Here is a 24,614-nt window from a genome sequence, read left to right as displayed (position 1 = left end):
GCCGGCGGCTGGGGAGGGCGGGACTTCCCGTCTGGGCTCCGGAGGCGCGCAGCGTGGATGTGGTGCTCGGCGACCTGGGCACGTTCCCGCTCACGCCCGTCCCGGCCACGGCCGAAGCGCCGACCGGGGCTGGTGGCGGCTCGCCGAGTCGCCCGCCCTGCCGGACGCGCCGGTGGACTACGGATTCGTGGTGGACGGCGAGGGTCCGTTCCCTGACCCACGCTCGCTGCGTCAGCCGAACGGCGTGCACGAGCTGAGCCGCGAGTTCGATCCGCGTGCGCACGAGTGGGCCGACGGGATGTGGGAGGGACGCGACCTGACGGGCTCGCTGATCTACGAACTCCACATCGGCACGTTCACGCCCGAAGGGACGCTGGATGCGGCGGCCGGCCGGCTGGACCATCTGATCGAGCTCGGGGTGGACGCCGTCGAGCTGCTCCCGGTGAACGCCTTCAACGGCACGCACAACTGGGGCTACGACGGCGTGCTCTGGTACGCGGTGCAGGAGCAGTACGGGGGCCCGGAGGCGTACCAGCGGTTCGTCGAGGCGTGCCACCAGCGCGGCCTCGCCGTCATCCAGGACGTCGTCTACAACCACCTCGGCCCGAGCGGCAACTACCTCCCGAAGTTCGGCCCGTACCTCGGGCAGGGCGCCAGCACGTGGGGCGTCAAGATCAACCTCGACGGCCCGCAGTCCGACGAGGTGCGCCGCTACATCCTCGACAACGCCGAGTACTGGCTGCGCGAGATGCACGTCGACGGCCTGCGCCTGGATGCGGTGCATGCGCTGGCCGACACCGGTGCGACGCACCTGCTCGAAGAGCTGGCGGTGCTCGCCGACGAACTGTCCGGAGAGACCGGCCGCCCGCGCACCCTCATCGCCGAGAGCGACCTCAACGACCCGAAGCTCATCCGCACGCGGTCGCACCACGGTTACGGCCTGCACGCGCAGTGGGACGACGACGTGCACCACAGCATCCACGCCAACCTCACCGGCGAGGCGACCGGCTACTACGCCGACTTCGCCCAGCCGGATGCGCTGGTCAGGGTCTTCCAGCGCGGGTTCTTCCACGATGGCACCTGGTCGAGCTTCCGGGAGCGCCACCACGGCCGGCCGCTCGACCCCGACATCCCCTTCACCCGGTTGGTGGCGTTCAGCCAGGACCACGACCAGATCGGCAACCGCGCCGCCGGCGACCGCCTCACCGCGACGCTCGACGCCGGGCGCCTGGCGGCCGCGGCGGCCCTCACGCTGCTCGGACCGTTCACCCCCATGCTGTTCATGGGCGAGGAGTGGGCGGCCACCACACCCTGGCAGTTCTTCACCTCGCACCCCGAGCCCGAGCTGGGGAAGGCTACCGCCGAGGGGCGCATCGCGGAGTTCGCCAAGATGGGCTGGGACCCGGACATCGTGCCTGACCCGCAGGACCCCGAGACGCTCCGGCGGTCGAAGCTGGACTGGTCTGAACTCGACCGGGCCGAGAACGCCCGGATGCTGGAGTGGTACGCACCCTCACGGCGCTCCGCCGCACCATCCCGGCCGGGGCGCGCGCCGACGACGTGGCCTTGGACGAGGGCGTGTTCCGCTTCACACGCGCGGGCCTGGCTGGTGGAGGTCAGCCTCTCCGGAGCCGGTCTCGTGGCGTCGCCGCAGGACGCCGTCGCCGCCTTCGGCGAGGCGGTGCGCGTCACGCCACTCTAGGCGCGCACGGTGGTACGGTCGGCGAAGTCTCGAAGGCCCAGCGCTTCTGGTCGCCCTCAACCGCCACCATCCGCTCGCCGACGGCGAGAAGCGGCTCGCGTGGATCGTGGCGACGAGGTCGTCGCGTGGATGAACGCCCGCGTCTGGCGAACTCCTGACCCGGGTCTAACGTCCCCGCTGCTCCCTGTCAATGCCTGGAGGGCCACGCCCCGCCCAGGTATCGTGGCGGTCTACCGCCGATCGGAGACACCGTGTCCCAGCCCTGTCCCCAGCCTCGCTGCGCCGCCCGCAGCAGCCGCTCCTCCGAGCGAGCGTGCCGATGACCGCCGACTCCACGCCGTACCCGCTGGGCATCACCCTGCGCGAGGGCGGCGCCAATGTCGCCGTCTACAGCGAGCGCGCCGACAAGGTCATCGTGTCGCTGTTCGACGCCCGCGGTCGCGAGACGCAGACGGTGCTGCCCGAGCGCACCGGCCACGTCTTCCACGGCTTCGTTCCCGGGCTCGTCCCCGGCACGCGCTACGGCCTGCGGGTCGACGGTCCCTGGGACCCGGCGAACGGCCTCCGCTTCTCCCCGCCAAGGTGCTGCTCCCGCCGCACGCCCGTGCCGTCACCGGCCTACTGGGACAACACCCAGGCCGTGTTCGGGCACCAGCTCGGGCGGCCGAAGCGCCGCAGCGACACCAACGGAGCGCGCCACGTCGCGCTGGGCGTTGCGATCGACCGGCAGGAATTCGACTGGGGCGACCACGAGCGGCCGCGCATCCCGCTGAGCGAGACCATCATCTACGAGATGCACGTGAAGGGATTCACGAAGCTCATGGAGTGGGTGCCGGAGGAGTTCCGCGGCACCTACGCCGGGCTGGCGCATCCCGCCGCCGTCGAGTACCTGAAGAACCTCGGGGTGACGGCGGTCGAGCTGCTGCCCATCCACCAGTTCGTCCAGGATGCGCACCTCGCCGAGAAGGGCCTCCGCAACTACTGGGGCTACAACTCCATCGGCTTCTTCGCGCCGCACTAACGAGTACGCGGCGACCGGTGACACGGGGCACCAGGTGGACGAGTTCAAGGGCATGGTGAAGGCTCTGCACGCCGCCGGCCTCGAGGTCATCCTCGACGTCGTCTACAACCACACGGCCGAGGGCAACGACATGGGCCCCACCTACAGCTTCAAGGGCATCGACAACCCCTCGTACTACCGGCTGGTCGAGGGCGACGGCGCGCACTACTTCGACACCACGGGCACCGGCAACAGCTGGAACGTCAGTCACCCTGCCGCCCTGCAGGTCATCATGGACTCGCTTCGCTATTGGGTCGAGGACATGCACATCGACGGCTTCCGCTTCGACCTGGCGACCACGCTGACCCGCCAGGGCGGCGACGCCAGCCTCCGCTGGCGCGTTTCTGACCCTGATCCAGCAGGACCCGGTGCTCGCGCAGGTGAAGATGATCGCCGAACCGTGGGACGTCGCCGGCTACCAGCTGGGCGGCTTCCCCGCCGACTGGTCGGAGTGGAACGGGAAGTTCCGCGACGACGTCCGCGACTTCTGGCGCGGCGAGCCGGGCGTGCTCTCCACCCTGTCGCAGCGCGTCCTCGGCAGCCCGGACATCTACGAGGATTCGCGCCGCGCGCCGCTCTCCAGCGTCAACTTCATCACGGCGCACGACGGCTTCACCCTCGCCGACCTCACCAGCTACAACGAGAAGCACAACGAGGCGAACGGCGAGGACAACCGCGACGGCGAATCCGACAACCGGTCCAGCAACTACGGAGTCGAGGGTCCGACCGACGACGAGGGCATCAACGCCTTCCGCACCCGGCAGCGCAAGAACTTCCTGGCGACCGTGCTGCTGTCGGCCGGCGTCCCGATGATCCTCGGCGGCGACGAGATCGGCCGCACCCAGCAGGGCAACAACAACGCCTACTGCCAGGACAACGAGATCTCGTGGTTCGACTGGCAGAACGCGGATTGGGAGCTCCACGAGTTCACGTCGAAGCTCATCCACCTGCGCCGCTCGGATCGCCAGCGCTGCGGCCGGAGTGGTACCGCCACGCCCCCGACGTCGGCGGCCCGGACGTGGTCTGCATCCTCCGCGCAGACGGCGAGCCGTTCGCGGACGAGGACTGGGGCGACCCGGAGGCGCGCTCCATCGCCTTCGAGCTGCGCCACGAGGGCGCCGACTCGTTCCTGCTCCTGCTGAACGGCGCGGGAAACGGTGTCGAGTTCGTGCTTCCGGACGCGATCGGCTCGGCGTGGGAGCTGGAGCTCTCGAGCGACCCGGAGCTCTCCCTCGGCGACGGCGGGAGCGTCATCCTGGGCGAGTCCTCCTTCGCGCTGCTGAGGTCGCGGAACAGCTGATGCCCGAGTCGACCATCCCGGCCCTCCTCGGCCGCTATCGGCCGCAGCACGTCATCGGCCGCGGCGGCGAGGCGAGCATCTTCCGTGCGACGGACGAGCTCCTCGGCCGAGAGGTCGCGATCAAGCTGTACCGCTCGGGCGGCGAGGAGGAGATGGCGCAGTACCGCACCGAGCAGGCGGCGCTCGCGCGGCTCAGCCACCACGGCATCGTGTCGCTCATCGACGCGGGGATCGACTACACGTCGCCCACGGATCCACGGCCGTTCCTCATCATGGAGCTGGTCTCCGGCACCGACCTGGCGACTGCGCTGGGCCAGCGGGAACTGACGCTGGAGGAGATCGCGGAGGTCGCGTGCGACATCTCCGAGGCGCTCGAGTACGTGCACGCGAACGGCGTCGTGCATCGCGACATCAAGCCCTCGAACATCATGCTGGTGTCGTACGGCACCACCACCTTCCGGGCCCGCGCCCGGCTCACCGACTTCGGCATCGCCAGCGGCATCCGGGGAGAGCCCACGCAGACGGAGGAGGGCAAGACGACCGGAACGGCCGCCTACCTGAGCCCCGAGCAGGCACTCCGGAAGCCGGCCACCGCAGCCAGCGACATCTACTCGCTGGGCCTCGTCCTGCTCGAGTGCTTCACCCATCACGTGACCTACCCGGGAGCGCCGTCGAATCGGCGATGGCCCCGGCTGGATCACGAGCCGCCCGTGCCGAACGGCCTCCCCGACGACTGGACGCGCATCCTCCACGCCATGACGGCGAGCGACCCGGCCGCCCGGCCGACCGCGAAGCAGCTCGACGCCCGTGTTCCGCGAGGCCGTCATCTCGGCCGCGGGCCTGCAGCAGAGGGCGTGACCACGACGGGCGCGGACGCCGCGGGCATCGAGGAGCACGCGGCCCTCGGCGACGGCCGCACGGTCGCCCTCATCGATCGATCCGGCACGGTCGACTGGCTCCCGCTCCCCAGCCTGGACTCGCCGCCGGTCTTCGCCGCACTGCTCGACACCGAACACGGCGGCCGCCTGGAACTGCACCCGGTGAGCGCATTCGAGACGCGGCGACGATACCTGCCGGGCACGAACGTGCTGGAGACCACGTTCACCACGGCGACGGGGACGGTGCGCGTCACCGACGCGCTGGTCACGGGCGTCGCCGGCCGGCTGCCGTGGGTCGAGTTCGCGCGGCGGATCGAGGGCGTCGACGGCACCGTGGTGATGGACTGGTCCGTCGAACCCGGTACCGTGTTCGGGATGTCGAGCCCGTGGGCCGAGCACATCGACGGCAGGCGCATCCTGCGGGTCGGCACGGTCAACATCGGCGTGACCGGCCTCGATGACGGCGAGGAGGACGCCGATGCCCCGCGGTTCGGCGGCCGAATCCGCGTGGTCGCCGGCAATCGCCGCACGCTGACCGTCGTGGCGACCCACGACGAACCCCTGCACCCTGCCCGAGCCGGGGAACGTCGACATCGGGATCGATCGCACCGTCTCCAATTGGGAGCTGTGGTCGCGGACGTTCTCGTACGACGGGCCATGGGCGGATGCGGTGCAGCGGAGCGCGCTCGCCCTCAAGCTCCTGCTCTATGCGCCCACCGGTGCCATCGCGGCGGCGGCCACCACCTCCCTCCCAGAGACCTCCCGCGGGGGCAAGAACTGGGACTACCGCTTCGCGTGGGTGCGCGACACCGCCTACGCGCTCCGCGCACTCGCCCGCTTCGGGCTGCGCGAGGAGACGCACGCCGCGATCGCCTGGCTGCTGCGGGCGGTCAAGGGCGACCCGGCCGAGCTGCGCATCCTCTACGGGCTCCGCGAGGAGTCGTCCGCCGAACCGCAGACGCACGACGCGCCCGGCTGGCGCGGCATCGGGCCGGTCGTCACCGGCAACCGGGCCGCGTCACAGCTCCAGCTCGGCGTCTACGGCGACCTGCTCAGTGTCGCCCTCGCCTACGCGTCGGCCGGGAACGTGCTCGACGTGCCGACCCGGCGCCTGGTCTCCGACGTCGCCGACCGCGTCTGCGACGTCTGGCGCCAGCCGGACTCCGGGATGTGGGAGCTCGCCGAGCTGCGCCACCACACCTCCTCGAAGATGGGGTGCTGGCAGGCGCTGCAGGCGGCCCTGGATCTGGCCGGGCTGGGGCAGGCGGAGGGCAACCCGGACCGCTGGAGGCGCGAGGCGGAGCTCATCCACGAGTGGGTGGACGAGCACTGCTGGTCGGAGCGCCTGGGCGCCTACACGATGGTCGCCGGCGAGGACGACCTGGATGCGTCGGTGCTGCTCCACGCTCCGAGCGGCTTCGACCGCGGCGAGCGGATGCGCTCCACGATCGAGGTGCTGCGCCGCGAGCTCGGCAGGGGCCCTCTGCTGTTCCGCTTCACCGGGGCGGAGGCCGACGGTGAGCGCCCGTTCGTCGCCTGCTCCTTCTGGCTGGCTGCGGCGCTTGCCTGCGTCGGGGACATCCGTGAGGCATCCGCCCTCATGGACGACCTGGTCGACCGGGCGAACGACGTCGGGCTGTACGCCGAGATGATGGATGAGGTCGGCGCCTTCTGGGGCAACTTTCCGCAGGCGCTCTCGCACCTGGGCCTCATCGACGCGGCGCTGACCATCGACGACCTCGGCCGCTGACGCCCCGGCGGGTCACCGGCGCCGTCTCAGGCCCCGATGTAGCGCGCGAGATGCTCGCCCGTCAGCGTCGAGCGCTCGGTCACGAGCTCGGCCGGCGTGCCCTCGAAGACGACCTTCCCGCCGTCGTGCCCTGCGCCCGGGCCGAGGTCGATGATCCAGTCGGCGTGAGCCATCACCGCCTGGTGATGCTCGATCACGATGACCGACTTGCCGCTGTCGACCAGCCGGTCGAGCAGCCTGAGCAGCTGCTCGACGTCGGCCAGGTGGAGGCCGGTGGTCGGCTCGTCGAGCACGTACACGCCGCCCTTCTCGCCCATGTGCGTCGCCAGCTTGAGCCGCTGCCGCTCCCCGCCGGAGAGCGTCGTGAGCGGCTGCCCGATCGTCAGGTAGCCGAGCCCCACATCCGACAGCCGGGTCAGGATGGCGTGCGCCGCCGGCAGCTTCGCCTCACCCTCCGAGAAGAACCGCTCCGCCTCGGCGACCGGCATCGCCAGCACCTGGCTGATGTCCCGGCCACCGAGCGTGTACTCGAGCACGGAGTCGTCGAAGCGCCGGCCCTCGCACACTTCGCACACGGTCGAGACGCCCGCCATGACGCCCAGGTCGGTGTAGATGACGCCGGCACCGTTGCAGTTGGGGCAGGCGCCCTCCGAGTTGGCACTGAACAGGGCGGGCTTCACGCCGTTCGCCTTGGCGAACGCCTTGCGGATCGGCTCCAGCATCCCGGTATAGGTGGCGGGGTTGCTGCGCCGGGAGCCGCGGATCGTGCCCTGATCGACCGACACCACGCCCTCCCGCTGTGCCACCGAGCCGTGGATCAGGGAGCTCTTGCCCGACCCGGCCACCCCCGTGACGACGACCAGCACCCCGAGCGGGATGTCGACGTCGACGTTCTGCAGATTGTGCTCGGAGGCGCCGCGGACCTCGAGCGTGCCCCTCGCCGTCCGGACCTCGTCCTTCAGGCGCGCGCGGTCGTCCAGGTGCCGCCCGGTGAGCGTCCCGCTCGCCCGCAGCGCCTCGACCGTGCCCTCGAAGACGACCTCGCCGCCCTGGGAGCCGGCGCGCGGACCGAGGTCGACCACGTGGTCGGCGATCGCGATGGCCTCCGGCTTGTGCTCCACGACGAGCACGGTGTTGCCCTTGTCGCGCAACTGCTGCAGCAGCTCGTTCATGCGCTGGATGTCGTGCGGATGCAGCCCGACGGTCGGCTCGTCGAAGACGTACGTGATGTCGGTCAGCGACGAACCGAGGTGCCGGATCATCTTGGTGCGCTGCGCCTCGCCGCCCGAGAGCGTCCCCGACGGCCGGTCGAGCGACAGGTACCCCAGCCCGATGTCGACGAAGGAGTCGAGCAGGTGCTGCAGGTTCTTGAGCAGCGGGGCCACGGACGGCTCGTCGAGCGAGCGCACCCAGTCGGAGAGGTCGGTGATCTGCATGGCGCAGGCGTCGGCGATGCTGATTCCGGCGATCTTCGACGACCGGGCGCCCTTGCTGAGACGCGTCCCTCCGCACTCCGGGCATGCGGCGAAGGTGACCGCCCGCTCGACGAAGGCGCGGATGTGCGGCTGCATGGCGTCCACATCCTTCGACAGCATCGACTTCTGCACCTTCGGCACGAGCCCCTCGAACGTCAGATTGATGCCGTTGATCTTGACCTTCGTCGGCTCCTTGTACAGGAAGTCGTTCCGCTCCGTCTCGCTGTAGTCGCTGATCGGCTTGTCCGGGTCGAAGAAACCCGACTCGCTGAACATGCGCGTCGACCAGCCGTCGGCCGTGAAGCCGGGAACCGTGATCGCCCCCTCCGCCAGGGACTTGCTGTCGTCGAACAGCTGCGTCAGGTCGATGTCGCTGACCGTGCCCATCCCCTCGCACCGCGGGCACATGCCGCCGAGCTGGGTGAACTCTGCGCCGCTCGGTCTTGCCGCCCACCGTGATGGCGCCCTTGCCGGAGATCGACGGGATGTTGAACGAGAACGCCTGCGGGGAGCCGATGTGCGGCTGTCCGAGCCGGCTGAACAGGATGCGCAGCATCGCGTTCGCGTCGGTCACCGTGCCGACCGTCGAGCGGGCGTTGGCGCCCATCCGCTCCTGGTCGACGATGATCGCCGTCGTCAGCCCCTCGAGCACATCGACGTCGGGCCGCGCGAGCGACGGCATGAAGCCCTGCACGAAGGCGCTGTACGTCTCGTTGATCATGCGCTGCGACTCGGCCGCGATCGTGCCGAACACCAGCGAGCTCTTGCCCGAGCCGGAGACACCGGTGAACACGGTGAGCCGGCGCTTCGGCAGTTCGACGCTCACCTCTTTCAGGTTGTTCTCGCGCGCCCCCTGCACGCGGATGACGTCGTGACTGTCGGCCGTTGCGGTCATGTCGATTCCCTCCGTCGAGCGTGACCCACCCTAGATCAGGACCCCGCCGCCGGGTGATGCACCGAGAAGCGGAGGCGCGCGAACTGGCCGATTGCGGTCGCCGACTCGAGCCGCAGCCGGTCGGACCCGACCCGGCGCGGGAACAGCGGGGCCCCTCCCGTCAGCGCGGCCGGCGCGATCGACAACGCAAGTTCGTCCAGCGCCCCGGCGTCGAAGAACTGCCCGGCCAGGTCGCCGCCGCCGACCACCCAGATGTCGCCGTCGCCGGCCGCCTCCCGGATGGCGGGCAGTGCATCCACCACCGGCCCTGACACGAAGCGGATGTCGGCTCCCTCGGGCACGGGCAGCTCACGATGGGTGAACACGAAGGTGGACCGCGAGCCGTGGAACTCCTGCCACTTCTCCGGATGCGCCAGGATGCCGGACTCGCGCAGCACCCACTCGTACGTCGTGCGCCCCTCCACCATCACGGCCGCATCGCTGGGCAACAGCGACTCGTCGGGCTCCCTCGCCGCCGGGCACGGCGAACAGCCAGGCCAGCGAGTCGTTCTCGTCGGCGATGTACCCGTTGAGGGTCGCCGCGGTGTCGAAGATGATCCTCCCCATGCCGCGACGGTACCGGGCACCACCGACACGGTGGGAGCATGGGGCGCATGGATGCCGTCGACGCCCTGAACGAGATCGCCTTCTGGCTGGAGCGGGAGCTCGCCCCGAGCTTCAAGGTGCAGGCGTTCCGCCGGGCCGCCGCCACCATCGACGGGCTCGGGCAGGACGAAGCTCGCCGCCCGCGTCGCCGATGGCCGGCTGAAGCGCACGAAAGGCATCGGCGACCGCACGTTCCAGGTCATCGCCCGGGCCGTATCCGGCGAGGTGCCGGCCTACCTCGCCGACCTGCGCGAGCGCAACGCGGCGCCGCTCGACACCGGCGGCGCGGAGCTCCTCGCCCAGCTGCGCGGCGACCTGCACAGCCACACCGAGTGGTCCGACGGAACGGTCCCGATCGACGTCATGGCCGCGGCCGCCGCCACGCCTCGGCCGCGAGTACCAGGCGATCACCGACCACTCCCCCACCCTCACGGTCGCGAGCGGGCTCAGCGCCGAGCGGCTGGAGGAGCAGCTGGAGATCATCTCGCAGCTGGACACCGGATCCCTCACCCTGCTGACCGGGATCGAGGTCGACATCCTCGAGGACGGCACGCTCGACCAGACGCCCGAGTTGCTGACGCGGCTGGATGTGGTGGTCGGCAGCGTCCACTCCAAGCTGCGCTCCGACAAGCGCACCATGACGAAGCGGATGTTGGGCGGCATCCGCGACCCGCAGACCAACGTGCTCGGCCACTGCACCGGGCGGCTTGTGCAGGGGTCGCGCGGAACGCGTCCGCCCTCGGAGTTCGACGCCGACGCGGTGTTCGCCGCCTGCGTCGAGAACCAGGTCGCGGTCGAGATCAACTCGCGGCCGGAACGTCAGGATCCGCCGGACGACCTCATCCAGCGCGCCCTCGACGCCGGCTGCTTCTTCTCGATCGACACGGATGCGCACGCGCCCGGCCAGCTCGACTTCCTCGCCTACGGCGCCGCCCGCGCGGCCGCCAACGGCGTGCCGGCCGACCGCATCATCACGACCTGGCCGCTGGAGCGCCTGCGCCCCTGGCTCGCCAAGTCGTGACGCGCTCCGCCCCTCCCAACCCCGCCGAGTGGTGACATCACGTCGCAACTCGGCGCGGATAGGCGCCACGACTCACCACTCGACGCGCGGCGGGACGCCTAGAGGCCCCAGGCGGAGGCGGGCGCCTGCACGATTTGCACGGGGCGGGTGCTCCAGTGGGCGCCGTTGGCGTAGTGGCTGCTCGCCCACGGCGAGGCCCAGATGGCGGCCGCCGTCGCATCCGCCGATGTGCCGGCCTGCAGCCCCGCGACGATGTCGGGGTACCCGCGCTGCAGGTTCTTGGCGCAGTACTCCGCCGCGGTGACGAGGTCGGGGTAGCTGCCCAGGACCCGCGCCGCCGCCCGAGCCGTAGCCGTTGTTGAGGGGGTTGTTGCGGTTCCACCAGTCCGGCGGACCGTTCTCCTGCCGCATCCAGCGCAGCATCACGTTCACGTTCTCGTCCGTCTGCGGCCAGCCGCCGAACATCAGCACCAGCTTCGCCCAGGCCTCGTTGGTGCCGACGCGGGCCAGCGTCTGCAGCCCGTCCGTCGCACTGAGTCCCTCGCGGTTGACGACCGGGGCGGCGATGGTCGCATCCACCAGCAGTTCCTGCGGGGGCGCCGAGGCGCGCTCCGCCGTGGCCGCCTCCCCCGGGGCCAGCGTGGTCGAGGGCGCGATCCGCAGCGTCGAGGCGAGGGCAGCATCCGTCGGCACGATCGAGAATCCGCAGATCAGCCCGATGACCAGCCAGCGTCACGCCCACACCCGGTGGTGCAGCGGGAGCATCCGGCGTCGCGCCGGCTTCGGCAGGCGGATCCGCACACGCTGCGACGGCACCGCGGCGCGGCGGCCCGCCGATCGGCGGGCGGCGCGGCGGCCCGCCGATCGGCGGCCGCGGGGGCGGAGGGGGCGGATGCGGAATGCATACCCGACGAAGGGTACCAGCGTCAGCCGGGATCGTCACCGCGAGGCGTCAGCGGCCCACTTCATTCAGCCGCTCCAGCAGCTGGGCAAGCCGCTGCACGTCGTCCTGATCCCAGCGCCGGAGGCTGCGGTACAGGTTGGCCTGGTCGGCGGCCCGCACCTCGTTGACCTTCTCGATCGCCTCCGGGGTCGCCGCGATGAAACTGGCACGCCGGTCGGTCGGGTCGGTCTGCCGCTCCACGAAGCCGGCCTCCTCGAGGAAGCGCAGCTGCCGGCTGATCACGCTCTTCGTCCGTGAAGAGCATCGCCGCCAGGTCGCCGGCGTGGACGGGGCCGTTCCTCACGATCGTGCTGAGCAGCTTGTACCCGCCGGGCTGGAGGTCGGGGTGGATGCGCGACGCACGCTCGCGCATCGCGGTGCCCACCTGGTTGAACAGCCGGGTGAACTGCTCCTCCACCTCGGCGATCGCCCGGTCCGTCGAGCCGGCGCTGTCGCCGCGCGGCCGGACGGGTGGCCGCGTCGCCCGCCGCCACCCGTCCCGTGTTGTCCATGGCCGCGATCATAACGTGACCGTCTAGCGTCCGCTCTCAGCGGCCGGGGCGTCGCCGCGCCCCTGCCGGACCGCAGCGACCGAGCCGGTGACGGGCGCGCCGATGAGCGCCTCCGCCACCTCCAGCGCGTTCTCCTCGGCGGCCTCGAGCGGGGTGTCGGCGCCCGACTCCTTCTCCTTCATCCGCTCGATCGCCGTCTTCGTACCGAGGGTGATGTTCGGCAGGAAGAGGATGGCGATGATCGTCACGATCGCAAGCGGTACGGCGATGAGGAAGATACCCGCGACCGCCTGGCCGTAGACCGACTCCACGATGGTGCGGATCCCGGTCGGCAAGGTGTCGACCTCCGGCAGCCTCCCGCTCTGCAGCGACTTCAGCGCCGCGATGCCGGCGGTGCCGCTCTTCGCGGCGGCGGCGAGCAGGTCGTCCTTGCGGTCGCTCATCAGGTTGACGACCGTCGAGCCGAGCACGCTTCCCATCACCGAGACGCCGATGGTGCCGCCCAGGCTGCGGAAGAACGCGACGTTGGAGCTGGCTGCGCCGAGCTGCTCGGGCTGCACTGTGTTCTGCACGATCAGCACGAGGTTCTGCATGACCATGCCGACGCCGGCGCCGAGGATGAGCATGTACACCGAGACGACGACGTAGTTCGTGTCGTATGCGATGGTGCTCATGAGGTAGAGCCCGACGGTCAGCAGGACGGAGCCGACGATCATGTAGCCCTTCCATCTGCCGAACCGGCTGATGAGGTTACCTACGACCATCGAGGAGAGGAGCAGCCCGAAGATCATCGGCAGCGTGAGCAGGCCGGACTCGGTGGGCGTCGCGCCACGCGCCAGCTGCATGTACTGACCGAGGTAGACCGAGGTACCGAACATCGCGACGCCGACCGAGATGGATGCGATCACCGCGAGCGTGAAGGTGCGGTTTTTGAACATGCCGAGCGGGATGATGGGCTCCTTCACCAGGAACTCCGTCACCAGGAAGGCGATGAGCAGGGCCACCGCTCCGCCGACCATCCAGTACGTCTGGGCGCTGTTCCAGTCGAAGTCCTTGCCCGCCAGGGAGACCCATGATGAGCAGCAGCGAGACACCCGCGGCCAGGAAGGCGGCGCCGAGGTAGTCGATGCGGACCTTTCGTGCCGGCCGCTTCGGCAGCTTCAGCGTGATCTGCAGCAGGATGATGGCCACGACGGCGACGGGAACGCCGACGAAGAAGTTCCAGCGCCAGCCGACCGAGTCGGTGAGGAGTCCGCCGATCAGCGGTCCGCCGACGGTGCCGACGGCCATGATGCCGCCGAAGAGGCCCATGTAGCGACCGCGGTCGCGCGGGCTGATGATATCGGCCATGATGATCTGGCCCAGCGCGGTCAGGCCGCCGGCGCCGAGGCCCTGAACGACGCGGAACCCGATCGAGCATCGTCGGTGTCCTGCGAGAAGCCGGCCAGCGCCGAGCCGACCACGAACAGACCGAGGGCGAGCTGAATGAGCAGCTTGCGGTTGAGCAGGTCGGCGAGTCTTCCCCAGATCGGCGTGGACACGGTGGTCGCGAGCAGCGTGCTGGTCACGACCCAGGTGTATGCCGCTCTGGTCGCCGTGGAGTTCGGAGATGATCCGGGGCATCGACGTCGAGACGACCGTGCCCGCGAGGATCGAGACGAACATCCCGAGCAGGAGCCCGGAGAGGGATTCGAGCACCTGGCGGTGGGACATCGCCGCCGGTGCGTCGTCTCTGGTGAGAGTGGTGGACATAGAGATCCTTCGCGCAATTTGTTGACTGCCATCAACCATATTCAGATAGGTGACTGAAGTCAACTAACGCTATGCGCCGCTGCAATACTTCCGTGACTGCAGAATTCAGCGGGCCAGGATGAACGTCCTCTAAGAGTGGATGAGCGCTTCTTCAGCGTTCGGCTGCCGCCTCTCCCTACGCTCGGAGCATGCCCTCCCTCGCACGCGCACCTGGTCGCTGGCCACCCCCGCCCACTGGATCGTGTGGACGATCGTGCTCTTCGCGGTCACGATCGCACTCGGTCTGGTCGCGAAGGTCGTTCCCGCCCTTCGGTTCGACGGGCTCGACGCGGCGGTCAACCGCGTCAACTCCCCACTGCTGGATGACGCCGCGCTCATACTCGACCGGCTGGATCACCCGGTGGTCGTGGCGGGGATCCTGGCCGTCGTCTTCGTGGTGCTGCTCTTCGTCGTCGGATGGCGCCGGGCTCTTGGTGCGTGCGTCACGACGGCGCCGGCTGGCTGACCACCCTCGTCGTGAAGACGGTCGTCGCGCAGCCGCGCCCCCTCGACGGGCGGGCTCACCCACCTCCTGCACATCTCGCCTGCGACCCTGAGCTACCCGAGCGGGCACGTCGTGTTCGCGGCCGCCCTGGTGACGGCGCTGGCCATGGTGTGCGCCGGCGCCCGCTCCCGCACCATCGTGCTGGTGCTCGGCGCCCTGTTCGTCGCTCGCCGTCGGCTGGTCGCGGCTCTACGTCGGTGTGCACTACGGCACCGATGTGGTGGGCGGCGTCCTGAACGGCGTCGCGGGCGCGATCCTCATCGCGGGGCTTTGGAACCTCGCGACCCGTGGACTCTCCCGGCGCGCCGATGCCGCGCAGCCGGAGTACGCAACGCCCCGCTAACACCCCTACCGCGTCGGCTTACGAGGCCGTACCCGGGTCTCTTCTGACGGAGCGCGTCGAAACCGACGCGACTTTTTCTCAAGAGCGCGTCACGATCTGCGATCGGTCACGTCTCTAGAAGAGAACCCTTGTACTGCCCGTAAGGAAACCCGACCTTATGACCTGTGATCTCGACGACCTCTCCGACGCCGAGCTGCTCACCCTCGCCCGCGAGGGCGACACCGCCGCCTACGGGGTGCTCTGGAAGCGCCACTGGCACGCGGCGCGGGCCATGGCCGCCTCCGTCACAGGCCGATTCGACCCCGACGATCTGGCGTCGGAGGCGTTCACGCGCATCCTGAAGGCGGTCGAGAAGGGCGGTGGGCCGAGGTCGGGCTTCCGTTCCTATCTGGCGACGACCGTTCGCAACGTCGCCATCGACTGGTCGCGGCGCAAGACGACGCCGAACATCGAAGACCCCGACATCATCGAAGACTGGACGTTCAGCGAGCTGACCGCACTCGAGCGCATCGAGCGCGAGACGATCGCGAAGGCGTTCTACGACCTGCCCGACAGCTGGCAGGAGGTGCTCTGGTACACCGAGGTCGAAGACATGGCGCCGCGGGAGGTCGCGCCGATCCTGGGGCTCACCCCGAATGCCGTGTCGGCACTCGCCGTCCGCGCGCGGGAGGGCCTGCGGCAGGCCTGGATCAACGCCCACCTCGCCGACTCGCCCAAGGACGACCCCGCGCACAGCTGGACCCTGAAGCGGCTGGGCTCCTACGTGCGCGGCAAGCTCTCGGAGCGGACCGGCGGCGGGTGGCCGAGCACCTCGACCACCGCGACGCCTGCGCCGACGCGGCGAATGAAGCGGACCATGTCGGCTCACGACTCGCGCTGGGCATCCTGCCGCTGTTCCTGGGCATCGCGGGCGCCTCGGCCTACGTCACCTGGACCAGCTCGAGGTCGGGCAGCGCAGTGGCAGCCACCCTGCCGGCCGGCACGCGGGGCGCGCGCCAGGGCGGCCGCCTCCGACACCTGCTCAACACGGCGGCCTCCGGGTCCAACGCGGGCATGGCGACCGTCGCGGCCAGCGTCGTCGCCGCCGCCGTGCTGACAGCCGGGGCGGTGGTCGCGGCGCCGACCACGCAGTTCGCCTCCGCCCGAACGGACACCGCCGCACCCGAGCGGAAGGCGGACCCGCATGCCGCCTGGAGGGAGCGCACCGACTGCGACCGGCGGGTCGACCGAGGCCCCGAAGCCGACCTCCGGGGCGGTCGCACCGACGGCAGGCCCACGCTGGGAGGCGGAGCACCGTCGGCGTCCCCGGCGCCGGCTCCCGCCGACGCCACGAGGGGCGAGTCCACCCCTGCGACGCCCGAACCGCCGTCCCCGTCGCCGACCCCGACTCCCGAACCACCGGCCCCGTCGCCCACCCCCACACCCGAACCACCGACCCCGTCGCCCACCCCCACACCCGAACCGCCCACGCCGACGCCCGCCCCGACGCCGACGCCCGCCCCAACCCCGACCCCCGAACCGTCCACGCCCGAGCTACCGGCCACCGGATGCGAGTCAGCCATCCGCGCGATCCCCGCCGCGGACACCCTGTTCGCCTACCGGCTCGATGACCCTCTCGGCTCGACCACCGCTGCCGACCTCGTGCACGGGGCGACCGCGCAGTACGACGGCCCGCGTACGACGGAAGGGTGGTCGCTCAGCGATGGCGTCGTCCGGGAGCCGACGGATGACTTCACCATCCAGATCTGGTTCCGGGTGACCACAGGAGGCGGGCGTCTCCTCGGCTTCAGTTCCTCCACGCAGGGCTTGTCGGTGTACTACGACCGTCACCTCTTCCTCACCGACGACGGCCGCGTGGAGTTCGGGGTCTTCCCGGGTGCCGTTCGCACGCTCGCCTCACCTGCGGGCTACGCAGACGACCGCTGGCACCAGGCCACCGCCACCCTCTCCGGCGAAGGCATGTCGCTTTACGTCGACGGGTCACGGGTGGCGCATGACCCGACGTCCCAGCACGGCCATCTGTACTCGGGCGTCTGGCGCATCGGATTCGACAACCTCGACAGCTGGGGCCCCGACACGCCGTCGCGCAGGACAGTAGGCGGCAGCCTCGCCTACGCCGCGGTGTACCGCACGGCACTCAGCGCAGCGCAGGTCGAAGCTCAATGGAACCTGTGTAAATGACGTCGCCGCGTCATGATCCGGCCGCGGCGACGTCTCCATTACGTGAGAGCGCTTTTCGGGCTTGGCGCTCTCCTCGGAGCAACCCCTTCGGACGTTGTCTCCCCGGAGTGGTCCGGCTCACCCGTCGGGTATCGGGCCCGCCGGACCACTCCGACCCCAACCGCCGCGAACGGCACCACCGGCCATGACCTGAGAGGACGAGATGAGGGCGACCCGCTGGAACCCACGCGAGCGCGCGGCCCGGCTCATCAGCGCCAGCACCGATGGGTGGCGTGGCGAGCTCGTCACACCCCTGATCCCGCGCGATCCGTCCTCCCCTCTGCGGTCCGCCCTGCTGAATGAACGCGCCGACCGGCTCAGCGAGCTCCGCGACCTCGACTTCCGTGTCTACGACACCGTCCGCATCGAAGAGAACGGCCCGGGCGACAGCTACCGCATCATCGACCGCTTCAAGGCCGCCGCCGGCATCGACCGCCCGGCGTAGGGCACGTCATCCCTCGCCGAGCGTCACCGTTGTGGTCTTCTTCCCACCATCCCGCTCGTACGTCACCTCGACCGCATCACCGGGCACGCTGGTCAGCTGGATGGCCGTGAGGTCGTCCACGCTGCCCACGGGTTCGCCGTCCAGGGCCGTGATGATGTCGCCGGCCCGCAGGCCCGCTTCCGCCGCCGGTCCGCCCGGCGTGACGGATTCCACGTAGAGCCCGCCTCGTCCGTCGCCGTCGTCACCTGGTTGGATGGGCGTGACCGCGACGCCGAAGATCGGATACGTCACCTTCCCCGTCGTGATGATCTGCTCCGCGATCCGCATCGCGACGGCTTCGGGCACCGCGAAGCCGATCCCGACGCTGCCCCCACCGGCCACGCCCGTCGCATTCGGAACGGTCGCGATGGCCGAGTTGACGCCGATCAGCCGTCCCCCGCAATCGACGAGCGCTCCCCCGGAGTTGCCCGGATTGATGCTGGCGTCGGTCTGGATGGCGTCGGCGAGCACCGCGTTCCGGTCGCTGTCGCTCTGGACCGGCACCGTTCGGCCGAGCGCGCTCACCACGCCGGTCGTCACCGTGCTCGACAGGCCCAGCGGCGCACCGAGCGCCACCACCGGCTGTCCCACCTTCAGAGTGCTGGAGTCGCCCTGCTGGATCGTGGGCAGTCCCGTCGCCTGCACTTTGACGACCGCGATGTCCGCTCGTTCCGATCGGCCCACGAGGTGCGCCGGGCGCTTCGTGCCATCGGTGGAGATCACCACGATCCCGGCGCCCTCCGCCGCCGGGGCGATCACGTGGTTGTTCGTCAGGATGTAGCCGTCGGAGGTGATGATCTCGCCGCTGCCGGTGCCCCCGGAACCGTCGGCGGAGGTCACCCCGATCGTGACGATCGTCGGGAGCACGTCCGCGGCGACCCGCTCGGCGTCGCAGACCGAGGGCGAGGTCGCCGTCGTGAGGCGCGACGCGGCCGTCCCGCTCCAGGGAGCCCGCCGACCGAAGGGCGAGCCCGCCGAGCACCCCGCTCCGAACAGGACGACCGCGCCGAGCCCGGCAAGGAGGACGATCGCCCACGTGGGGAAGCGACCGGGCTGATGCTCACGGTTACGACCTGCAGGACGTCATGTCCGCCGCCTCCTTCCCCCTCACCGCGGCCATCGTGACGTCGTTCGCGTATCGCTGGCTAGACAGTCGCGTCTGGGCTACTCCCTCGGACACCACCGAGCTAATGTGAATGCATGGATTCCGGAGAGGAGACGTTCGTCGCGTTCCTCATCCATTCGGGGAGCCGACGCGGGACCGGTCGATCGAACTGCCGAACCTCGAGTCGCGGCCGCCGGTCCGGGTGCGCGTGCCGGTCGACGGGCCCGACGACGACACGATGGACGTGTACGAACTCGTCGCGGCCGACGACTGGCCCCGCGAAGTGATCTACCGGTACACCGGCACGGAGCCGCGCACGACGTGATTTCCTCGCCTGCCTAGCCATTTCCTCGGGCTCTGGTTCAAGCTACTCGTGAAACGCCTTCACAACGCCTGGGGAGAGGTGGGGACGGTGACGGATGACGGTGCGTCGGCTCCGGGGGCAGGAGCCCGACGGGGTTCGGGCTCGATTCTTGGCGCACCCGGACGTGGACGGTGCCGAGGTGGTCGACGGCTTCGTCCGCGTCCGCCTGCGTTCCGGTATGGAGCTCGATTGGCCGGTCGACGAGCTGGGCCGCGGGCCGTCGGGCGATGACCGTGTATGAACTCTCACGAAATTGGAGTAGTGCGCGCTTCGCCATCCGTCATGCACCTATGACCCTGCACCGCGCGCGTCGGGGGACGCACCGGTCGAAAGGAGAAACCACGATGCTCGACGAGAACGACTACATCCATCCACCGCACCCTCCCCGGCTGAGGGAGCATGTCGGGCTGATCCGCTGGAGCAGGAACAAGCAGGGCGACTGGGTCAGAGAGACCTGTGACCGGTCAGTTCGCCGGCGGTGACTCGCGTCGCTGGGTCGTCCGCCTGTACTCCGGGATCGAACTCGAGTACGACCTCGACACGTGGGCGCCGTACCAGCCCCACCTGTAGCCGTGGGGGGTGGAGGATCCCCGCGCGAACCCGAAACGCAGCGGGCCCTCCACCCCCGGGGCGGGGAAGCTCCTGCCCGAGAGAAGCTTCCGTGGATAGAGACGGACGATGCGCCCCGACCATGACGCGAATTCGACGCACGGGTTGCCTGCACGGTTCGATCCGCTGATCGGCCGCCGTGAGGAGGTCTCCCTGATCCGTCGGCTGCTGCAGTCGTCGGCGCGTCTGGTGACGGTCACCGGAGCGGCGGGTGTCGGGAAGAGCCGGCTCGCGATCGCCGCCGCCGAGGGGATGTCCCGGTCGGTGTCGGGCGTCTGGTACGTCGATCTGCGCGGCAATGGGACGGATGTCGCCTCTGCCATCGCGCACGAACTGAAGGTGGACCCGGCGGCCGACGCGCTCACCGCCGTCATCGCCGCGATCGGCCACGACGACGCGCTGCTGCTGCTCGATGACGTGGATGAGGCGGTCGCGGAGACCTCGGCCGTGGTCGGCGCGCTCCTGGTGGCGTGCAGCGGCATCCGTCTCATCGTGACCAGCCGGGAGCCGCTGACCTCGCCCGCCCAGGCCCTGGTCGCCATCGGGCCGTTCGCGCGCCGCAATCTCACCCGGTCGAGCGACGCCGTCCGCCTCTTCGCCGAGCGGGCCGCGTCCGGTGACGCCCTGTTCGCTCTCGACGACGAGACCCTTCCGCAGGTCGTGCGCATCTGCGAGGCCGCAGGCGGGGTGCCGTTGGCGATCGAACTGGCCGCCGCGCAACTGCAGTTCATGGATGCGGCGACCCTCGCCGGACGCATGGACGACCAGCTGGCCACCCTCGAGCCGGCTGACCCTGCCTCGCGGTCGCTGCGCGCAGCCGTCGAGGACAGCTGGGAGCGCTGCAGCCCGGTCGAGCGGCGGGTGTGGAGCGACCTGTCTCTGCTGGCGCCGGGCTGGGATCTCGACCTCGGGGAGGCGATGGCACGCTTCTCGGCGGGCGGCCACCGCGAGGCGTCCGTCGCCGTCAAGCAGCTGATCCGACGCTCGGTGGTCCACCGCCGCCGGGCCGGCGACGGGGTGCGCTACGAGCTCCTGCCTGCGCTGCGCGAGTTCGGCGCCGAGCGGGCGCAGCATCCCGAGGAGGCCGGGCATCACTTCGTCGGGTGCCTGCTGCTGCGCCTGCACGACGCGGAGGACCACTGGTTCGGGAGCCGGCAGCCGGAGATCCTCCGCCGGCTCCGGAGCGACATCCCGAACATCCGGCGTGCGGTGGCGACCGCCGCGTCCCTCGGCGACGTGGACGCGGCCGTCGAGCTTACGGTCACCGCTTGGCGCCAAGCCTGGGTGCTGCACGGGAGCGCGGACGAGCTGGCGGCATGGCTGGGGATCGCGCTCGCCTCCGGGCGGCCCACGCCGTTCTGGGGAGCGCTCGGACATGCGCTGCGCGCGGTCGTCTTCGCGCTCACGGACAAGCCGGGGCTCGCTGCCGACGAGCTGCAGGCCGCGAGGGCGGAGCAGAAGCGGTTGGGAGCGGCCGGCACCCCGCTGGCGCGCGAGTGCGATGTCGCGGTCCGGAGCGCCGCGGAGGTCGCCGAGACCGACGACGCCGCTGCGGCCGGGATGCTGCGGCAGCTCATGGCGGAGCTCGGCGAGGAGGCGTACCGGTTCGGACGCACCAACACCCCGCAGCGGCTGGCCGCGCGGCTTCACGCGCTCGGCGAGCGGGAGGAGGGCGACCGGGTGGACGAGGCGATCGCCGAGCGGGCGCGCGCCGTCGGCGACCGATTCGAGCGGTCCTTCGCCCTCACCACGCGTGCGTCCGCGTGCGCCGCCGCGGGCGACCTGGCGACCACCGAGCGGGACGCCCGCGACGCGCTGGTGTTGAAGCGCGGCTTGGGGAACGGCCTCGGTGTCGCGCAGGCCCTCGAGCTGCTCGCCGATGTGGCGCGGGACGGGGCGCATCCGGCGCGCGGTGCGACCCTCCTCGGCGCGGCTGCGGCGCGCTGGAAGGACATCGGCGCCATCCGTTCGAATTACCCGCCCTTCTATTACGACCGCCAGGCGACCGAGCGCGCACTGCGGCAGAGACTCGGCGATGTCGCCTTCGAGCGCGCCTTCGGCCAGGGCGCCGCCCTCAGCGAGGAGGAGAGCATCGACTTCGCACTGCACGGCGTCGTCGAGTCCCACGCGCGCGCGGGCATGCCCGTCGACGCGTTCGCGGTCTCGCGCGTCTCCTCGCTGACGCCACGCGAGGCGCAGGTCGCCGCGCTCGTCGCCGGCGGCGAGACCAACAAGGCCATCGCGCGTCGCCTCTTCGTCTCCATCCGCACCGTCGAATCGCACGTGCAGAACGCCCTGGTCAAGCTGGGTCTGCGGTCGCGCACCGAACTCGCGCTCTGGTACCGCGACCAGGCCGCGTAGCGGACCGCTCACCCGGAGGACATGGCTGCGGCGCATGCCCTCCGGGGCGGACATTCAGGCGGCGAGCGCGAGCTCTCCGTCGGCTTCGGCAGACCCCCTCGCCGGCGCGACCGCCGGCCCGGCCGCCGCGCGCAGGCCTTTCCGCGCTCGCGCGGCGAGCGCCGTCGCGGCGCCCACGGTCAGCCCCATCGCCGAGGCGACCGCGGCCAGCGGCAGGTCGAGGATGCAGGTGAGGTACAGGATGCGTTGCCATCGCTCCGGCAGACTCCGGAACGGCCGCTCCAGCTCACCGAGGTCGGTCACCTCGACGACGTAGGACCCGACGGCCGTGTCGTCGGCGAGGGGCACGAGGGTCGCGCGCGACTCGCGCGCCCCCCACGAGGAAGCGACGGTGCGGACCGCGATGCGCAGGTACTGCGCGAAGCCCTCCGTCGGGCCGTTGCCGTTGCGCAGCGACCGCAGCACCTTGGCGAACGCCTCCTGAACGATGTCCTCGGGGTCGAACCGGTGCGTGGTGGTGCGGGCGAGGTGATGCGCCCAGCCCTGATAGCGGTTCCACAGCTCGCCGAAGGCCGCCCGATCGCCCAGTCGCACCCGCTGCAGCAGCTCCAGGTCGGTCGGGCGGACGGCGGTGGCGGTCATCCTGTCTCCTCGGTCATCGCGGCTCGGGAGCTTCCCGATCCGATGTCCTCAGAGTCCGTTGCGTGGTCCGCCGTCCGGAACCGCAGGACTACGCAGCCGCTACCGAGAGCGTCTCCCTCCCCACTGTCAGAGACGACGTACCCCCGGCATCCTGACGCCGCTGCGAACGGGTAGCGTGGCCGCATGAGCCTGAGCGTCGAGAACCAGCCGGAGCAGTCCCGTTACGTCCTTCTGCAGGACGGCGAGGTGATCGGCCTGGCCGAGTACGAGCTTCGCGAGGGCGCCATCGTCTTCACGCACACCGAAGTGGATGAGGCCAAGCGCGAGAAGGGCATGGCCTCGACACTGGTGCAGACCGCCCTCGACGACGTGCGCGACAACTCCGACCGGCGGGTCATCGCCTCGTGCCCTTACGTGCGGAGCTGGCTCAGCTCGCACCCCGACTACGCGGAGCTGCAGAAGCGCTAGCGCGGCCGTCCTCGCTGGGCTCGCGCCCCTCGACGCGCTGCCCGTGACCGGCGCGCCCGAGGTCGATGGTGATCTTGCCGCCCGACCAGCCGTCCTCGCCGCCGTCGCCGGGCAACGGAGCAGGCGCGGGGAGCAGCGACTGCCGGTCCATCTCCTGCTGGGCCTCGTGCCGGGCGGGCGCGAAGATCTCGTCGAACGAGCCGCCGATGGCCCCGCTCGTGGTGCCGGACCCGCGCTGCGCCTTGTTGGACAGGTCGATCCAGCCGAGCTTGACGGCGACGACGATCAGGGCGATGAACGCCCCGATGATCCCCACGACCCACCAATTCACGCCCTCCAGGGTACCGGAGCAGCTGTGGGCTTTCTGAGGATGGGCCGCGTGCCCGGGTAGCATCTCGACTCGTGGACCTGCGCGTCGTCATCGCTCCCGACTCCTTCAAGGGGTCGGCGGATGCGGATGCCGTGAGCCGCGCGATCGCCGAAGGGTGGAGCGCGGTGCGCCCGGCGGACCACGTGCGGCGCCTCCCCATGGCCGACGGCGGTGAGGGCACGGTGGATGCGTTCCTCGCCTCCGCTCCCGGCGCCGCCGGGCGGTCGACGGCGGTCGAAGGGCCGGATGGACGCCCGGTCAGCGCCCGTTGGGCCCTGCTTCCGCCGACCGGTTCGGATGGCGGGCCGACGGCGGTGCTCGAGATCGCCCAGACGAGCGGTCTGGGGCTGATGCATCCCCTCCGACCGCTCGACGGGCATACCCGGGGGCTCGGCCGGCTGATCGTCGCCGCCCTCGATGCGGGGGCGACGCGCATCCTGATCGGACTGGGCGGCAGTGCCACCAGCGACGGAGGGTCGGGGGCGTTGCAGGAGATCGGCGCACGGTTGACGGACGAGAGGGTGGGCCCATCCCGCCCGGGAGCGCCGGGCTCGCCTCGCTGGCCCACGTCGATCTCACCGCTTTGCGACGCACGCCCGAGGACGGCGTGACCCTCCTGACGGATGTGCGGAGCCCCCTGCTCGGCGAGCGCGGCGCCGCGCGGATGTTCGGCCCGCAGAAGGGCGCCTCGCCTGCGGAGGTGGAGACCCTGGAGCGGAACCTGACGCGGTTCGTGCGGTGCGTCGCCACACGCCGCCCCGACGCCGACGCGGTGAGCGTACGCCCCGGCGCGGGCGCCGCCGGAGGGACGGGTTTCGGGCTCGCCCTGTGGGGCGCGGACTTCCGTGCCGGGGCGCAGGAGGTCGCGGCACGCCTCGGTCTGCCCGCCGCCATTCGCGAGGCGGACCTGGTGATCACCGGGGAGGGCCGCTTCGACGAGCAGACCCGCGAGGGCAAGGTCGCCGCAGAGGTCGCATCGCTCGCGTCGGCGGCCGGCACGCCTGTCCTGCTCGTCGCGGGGTCGATCGCCGCCGATCCGGCCGGCTTCGCCGATCAGGTCGAGCTGAGCAGCCTCGCCGGATCGGTCGAGGCGTCCGTCGCCGACACCGTGCGCTGGGCGCGCCGCGCGGGCGAAGTGCTGGCCGCACGCCGACCGGGGTGACGGACGTCG

Annotated in this window: 20 protein-coding genes and 7 pseudogenes; 19 read left to right on the top strand and 8 right to left on the bottom strand. The window is 70.8% G+C overall.

Going from position 1 to position 24,614, the window contains the following annotated elements; translation table 11 throughout:
- The first annotated feature begins 8 nt into the window (after nt 1–8).
- From treZ to ACRAWC_RS24975, 7 genes and pseudogenes are all read left to right on the top strand, one after another.
- Nucleotides 9–1,702 (top strand): annotated as a pseudogene (gene treZ / locus ACRAWC_RS25005) (malto-oligosyltrehalose trehalohydrolase).
- Between the two features lie 319 nt (nt 1,703–2,021).
- A complete protein-coding gene (locus tag ACRAWC_RS25000; RefSeq protein ID WP_431349913.1) occupies nt 2,022–2,723 on the top strand; it encodes a hypothetical protein in 702 nt (233 codons plus the stop codon).
- Nucleotides 2,650–3,027: pseudogene (locus ACRAWC_RS24995) on the top strand (alpha-amylase family glycosyl hydrolase); the annotation flags it as partial. The gene ACRAWC_RS25000 and the pseudogene ACRAWC_RS24995, both read left to right, overlap by 74 nt.
- 103 nt (nt 3,028–3,130) lie before the next feature.
- Nucleotides 3,131–3,904, top strand: coding sequence for a hypothetical protein (locus tag ACRAWC_RS24990; RefSeq protein WP_431350027.1), 774 nt, complete (start codon nt 3,131–3,133; stop codon nt 3,902–3,904).
- Between the two features lie 26 nt (nt 3,905–3,930).
- Nucleotides 3,931–4,062 (top strand): hypothetical protein, encoded by a 132-nt coding sequence (locus tag ACRAWC_RS24985; protein ID WP_431350026.1) that lies wholly within the window; start codon nt 3,931–3,933, stop codon nt 4,060–4,062.
- Nucleotides 4,062–5,150: pseudogene (locus ACRAWC_RS24980) on the top strand (protein kinase domain-containing protein); the annotation flags it as partial. The gene ACRAWC_RS24985 and the pseudogene ACRAWC_RS24980, both read left to right, overlap by 1 nt.
- 460 nt (nt 5,151–5,610) lie before the next feature.
- Entirely contained in the window at nt 5,611–6,690 is a 1,080-nt protein-coding gene (locus ACRAWC_RS24975) for a glycoside hydrolase family 15 protein (RefSeq protein WP_431349912.1), read from the top strand.
- Nucleotides 6,691–6,716: 26 nt separating this feature from the next.
- Here the strand turns inward: ACRAWC_RS24975 and ACRAWC_RS24970 are convergent.
- Nucleotides 6,717–9,060 (bottom strand): annotated as a pseudogene (locus tag ACRAWC_RS24970) (ATP-binding cassette domain-containing protein).
- A gap of 35 nt (nt 9,061–9,095) precedes the next feature.
- Nucleotides 9,096–9,548 (bottom strand): dihydrofolate reductase family protein, encoded by a 453-nt coding sequence (locus tag ACRAWC_RS24965; protein ID WP_431349911.1) that lies wholly within the window; start codon nt 9,546–9,548, stop codon nt 9,096–9,098.
- Between the two features lie 165 nt (nt 9,549–9,713).
- Here ACRAWC_RS24965 and ACRAWC_RS24960 point away from each other — a divergent pair.
- A pseudogene (locus tag ACRAWC_RS24960) lies at nt 9,714–10,726 on the top strand (PHP domain-containing protein).
- A 72-nt stretch (nt 10,727–10,798) separates the two neighbouring features.
- Here the strand turns inward: ACRAWC_RS24960 and ACRAWC_RS24955 are convergent.
- Both ACRAWC_RS24955 and ACRAWC_RS24950 read right to left on the bottom strand, forming a co-directional pair.
- Nucleotides 10,799–11,419 (bottom strand): hypothetical protein, encoded by a 621-nt coding sequence (locus ACRAWC_RS24955; protein ID WP_431349910.1) that lies wholly within the window; start codon nt 11,417–11,419, stop codon nt 10,799–10,801.
- 259 nt (nt 11,420–11,678) lie between these two features.
- Complete coding sequence (locus ACRAWC_RS24950) at nt 11,679–11,912, bottom strand: MarR family winged helix-turn-helix transcriptional regulator (RefSeq protein WP_431349909.1); 234 nt, start codon at nt 11,910–11,912, stop codon at nt 11,679–11,681.
- 11 nt (nt 11,913–11,923) lie between these two features.
- Here ACRAWC_RS24950 and ACRAWC_RS24945 point away from each other — a divergent pair, with 11 nt between their 5' ends.
- Complete coding sequence (locus ACRAWC_RS24945; RefSeq protein ID WP_431349908.1) at nt 11,924–12,208, top strand: hypothetical protein; 285 nt, start codon at nt 11,924–11,926, stop codon at nt 12,206–12,208.
- On the opposite strand, the pseudogene ACRAWC_RS24940 reads toward ACRAWC_RS24945, so the two are convergent.
- Nucleotides 12,205–13,846 (bottom strand): annotated as a pseudogene (locus ACRAWC_RS24940) (DHA2 family efflux MFS transporter permease subunit). The gene ACRAWC_RS24945 and the pseudogene ACRAWC_RS24940 sit on opposite strands and share 4 nt — an antisense overlap.
- Here ACRAWC_RS24940 and ACRAWC_RS24935 point away from each other — a divergent pair.
- The 6 genes from ACRAWC_RS24935 to ACRAWC_RS24910 all read left to right on the top strand — a co-directional run bounded on the left by ACRAWC_RS24935 (nt 13,791) and on the right by ACRAWC_RS24910 (nt 17,485).
- Entirely contained in the window at nt 13,791–13,958 is a 168-nt protein-coding gene (locus ACRAWC_RS24935) for a hypothetical protein (protein WP_431350025.1), read from the top strand. The pseudogene ACRAWC_RS24940 and the gene ACRAWC_RS24935 overlap by 56 nt on opposite strands.
- A gap of 114 nt (nt 13,959–14,072) precedes the next feature.
- Nucleotides 14,073–14,438: a hypothetical protein gene (locus ACRAWC_RS24930; protein ID WP_431349907.1), complete on the top strand. Its 366-nt coding sequence runs from the start codon at nt 14,073–14,075 to the stop codon at nt 14,436–14,438.
- Between the two features lie 238 nt (nt 14,439–14,676).
- Nucleotides 14,677–14,820: a hypothetical protein gene (locus ACRAWC_RS24925; protein WP_431349906.1), complete on the top strand. Its 144-nt coding sequence runs from the start codon at nt 14,677–14,679 to the stop codon at nt 14,818–14,820.
- Between the two features lie 157 nt (nt 14,821–14,977).
- A complete protein-coding gene (locus ACRAWC_RS24920) occupies nt 14,978–15,916 on the top strand; it encodes an RNA polymerase sigma factor (protein WP_431349905.1) in 939 nt (312 codons plus the stop codon).
- Nucleotides 15,874–17,001, top strand: coding sequence for a LamG domain-containing protein (locus ACRAWC_RS24915; RefSeq protein ID WP_431349992.1), 1,128 nt, complete (start codon nt 15,874–15,876; stop codon nt 16,999–17,001). The genes ACRAWC_RS24920 and ACRAWC_RS24915 overlap by 43 nt, the downstream gene beginning before the upstream one ends.
- Nucleotides 17,002–17,203: 202 nt before the next feature.
- A complete protein-coding gene (locus ACRAWC_RS24910; protein WP_431246272.1) occupies nt 17,204–17,485 on the top strand; it encodes a hypothetical protein in 282 nt (93 codons plus the stop codon).
- A 6-nt stretch (nt 17,486–17,491) separates the two neighbouring features.
- Here the strand turns inward: ACRAWC_RS24910 and ACRAWC_RS24905 are convergent, their stop codons facing one another.
- Nucleotides 17,492–18,391 carry a S1C family serine protease gene (locus ACRAWC_RS24905; RefSeq protein WP_431349904.1) on the bottom strand — a complete coding sequence of 300 codons (900 nt, stop codon included), beginning with the start codon at nt 18,389–18,391 and terminating at the stop codon, nt 17,492–17,494.
- On the opposite strand from ACRAWC_RS24905, the gene ACRAWC_RS24900 reads away from it, so the two are divergent.
- Complete coding sequence (locus tag ACRAWC_RS24900; protein ID WP_431349903.1) at nt 18,372–18,581, top strand: hypothetical protein; 210 nt, start codon at nt 18,372–18,374, stop codon at nt 18,579–18,581. The two genes, ACRAWC_RS24905 and ACRAWC_RS24900, sit on opposite strands and share 20 nt — an antisense overlap.
- Before the next feature lie 1,090 nt (nt 18,582–19,671).
- Nucleotides 19,672–21,963 (top strand): ATP-binding protein, encoded by a 2,292-nt coding sequence (locus tag ACRAWC_RS24895; protein ID WP_431246270.1) that lies wholly within the window; start codon nt 19,672–19,674, stop codon nt 21,961–21,963.
- 54 nt (nt 21,964–22,017) lie between these two features.
- On the opposite strand, the gene ACRAWC_RS24890 is transcribed toward ACRAWC_RS24895, so the two are convergent.
- Entirely contained in the window at nt 22,018–22,605 is a 588-nt protein-coding gene (locus tag ACRAWC_RS24890; RefSeq protein WP_431349902.1) for an RNA polymerase sigma factor, read from the bottom strand.
- Between the two features lie 183 nt (nt 22,606–22,788).
- On the opposite strand from ACRAWC_RS24890, the gene ACRAWC_RS24885 reads away from it, so the two are divergent.
- Nucleotides 22,789–23,073 carry a GNAT family N-acetyltransferase gene (locus ACRAWC_RS24885; RefSeq protein ID WP_431246267.1) on the top strand — a complete coding sequence of 95 codons (285 nt, stop codon included), beginning with the start codon at nt 22,789–22,791 and terminating at the stop codon, nt 23,071–23,073.
- Here ACRAWC_RS24885 and ACRAWC_RS24880 read toward each other — a convergent pair.
- Nucleotides 23,033–23,404 carry a hypothetical protein gene (locus tag ACRAWC_RS24880; RefSeq protein ID WP_431349901.1) on the bottom strand — a complete coding sequence of 124 codons (372 nt, stop codon included), beginning with the start codon at nt 23,402–23,404 and terminating at the stop codon, nt 23,033–23,035. The genes ACRAWC_RS24885 and ACRAWC_RS24880 overlap by 41 nt on opposite strands.
- Nucleotides 23,405–23,475: 71 nt before the next feature.
- Here ACRAWC_RS24880 and ACRAWC_RS24875 point away from each other — a divergent pair.
- Nucleotides 23,476–24,605 (top strand): annotated as a pseudogene (locus ACRAWC_RS24875) (glycerate kinase).
- Nucleotides 24,606–24,614 lie beyond the last annotated feature (9 nt).

This window comes from Leifsonia sp. L25 (assembly GCF_050632895.1).
This window is presented reverse-complemented; position numbering and strand designations above follow the sequence as displayed.

Bases quoted from the DNA above. Each gene is read 5' to 3' on its own strand.
- ACRAWC_RS24885 (WP_431246267.1), top strand. From the start codon at position 22,789: ATGAGCCTGAGCGTCGAGAACCAGCCGGAGCAGTCCCGTTACGTCCTT.
- ACRAWC_RS24895 (WP_431246270.1), top strand. From the start codon at position 19,672: ATGCGCCCCGACCATGACGCGAATTCGACGCACGGGTTGCCTGCACGG.
- ACRAWC_RS24935 (WP_431350025.1), top strand. From the start codon at position 13,791: ATGATCCGGGGCATCGACGTCGAGACGACCGTGCCCGCGAGGATCGAG.
- ACRAWC_RS24910 (WP_431246272.1), top strand. From the start codon at position 17,204: ATGAGGGCGACCCGCTGGAACCCACGCGAGCGCGCGGCCCGGCTCATC.
- ACRAWC_RS24920 (WP_431349905.1), top strand. From the start codon at position 14,978: ATGACCTGTGATCTCGACGACCTCTCCGACGCCGAGCTGCTCACCCTC.
- ACRAWC_RS24930 (WP_431349907.1), top strand. From the start codon at position 14,073: ATGAGCGCTTCTTCAGCGTTCGGCTGCCGCCTCTCCCTACGCTCGGAG.
- ACRAWC_RS25000 (WP_431349913.1), top strand. From the start codon at position 2,022: ATGACCGCCGACTCCACGCCGTACCCGCTGGGCATCACCCTGCGCGAG.
- ACRAWC_RS24890 (WP_431349902.1), bottom strand. From the start codon at position 22,605: ATGACCGCCACCGCCGTCCGCCCGACCGACCTGGAGCTGCTGCAGCGG.
- ACRAWC_RS24915 (WP_431349992.1), top strand. From the start codon at position 15,874: ATGGCGACCGTCGCGGCCAGCGTCGTCGCCGCCGCCGTGCTGACAGCC.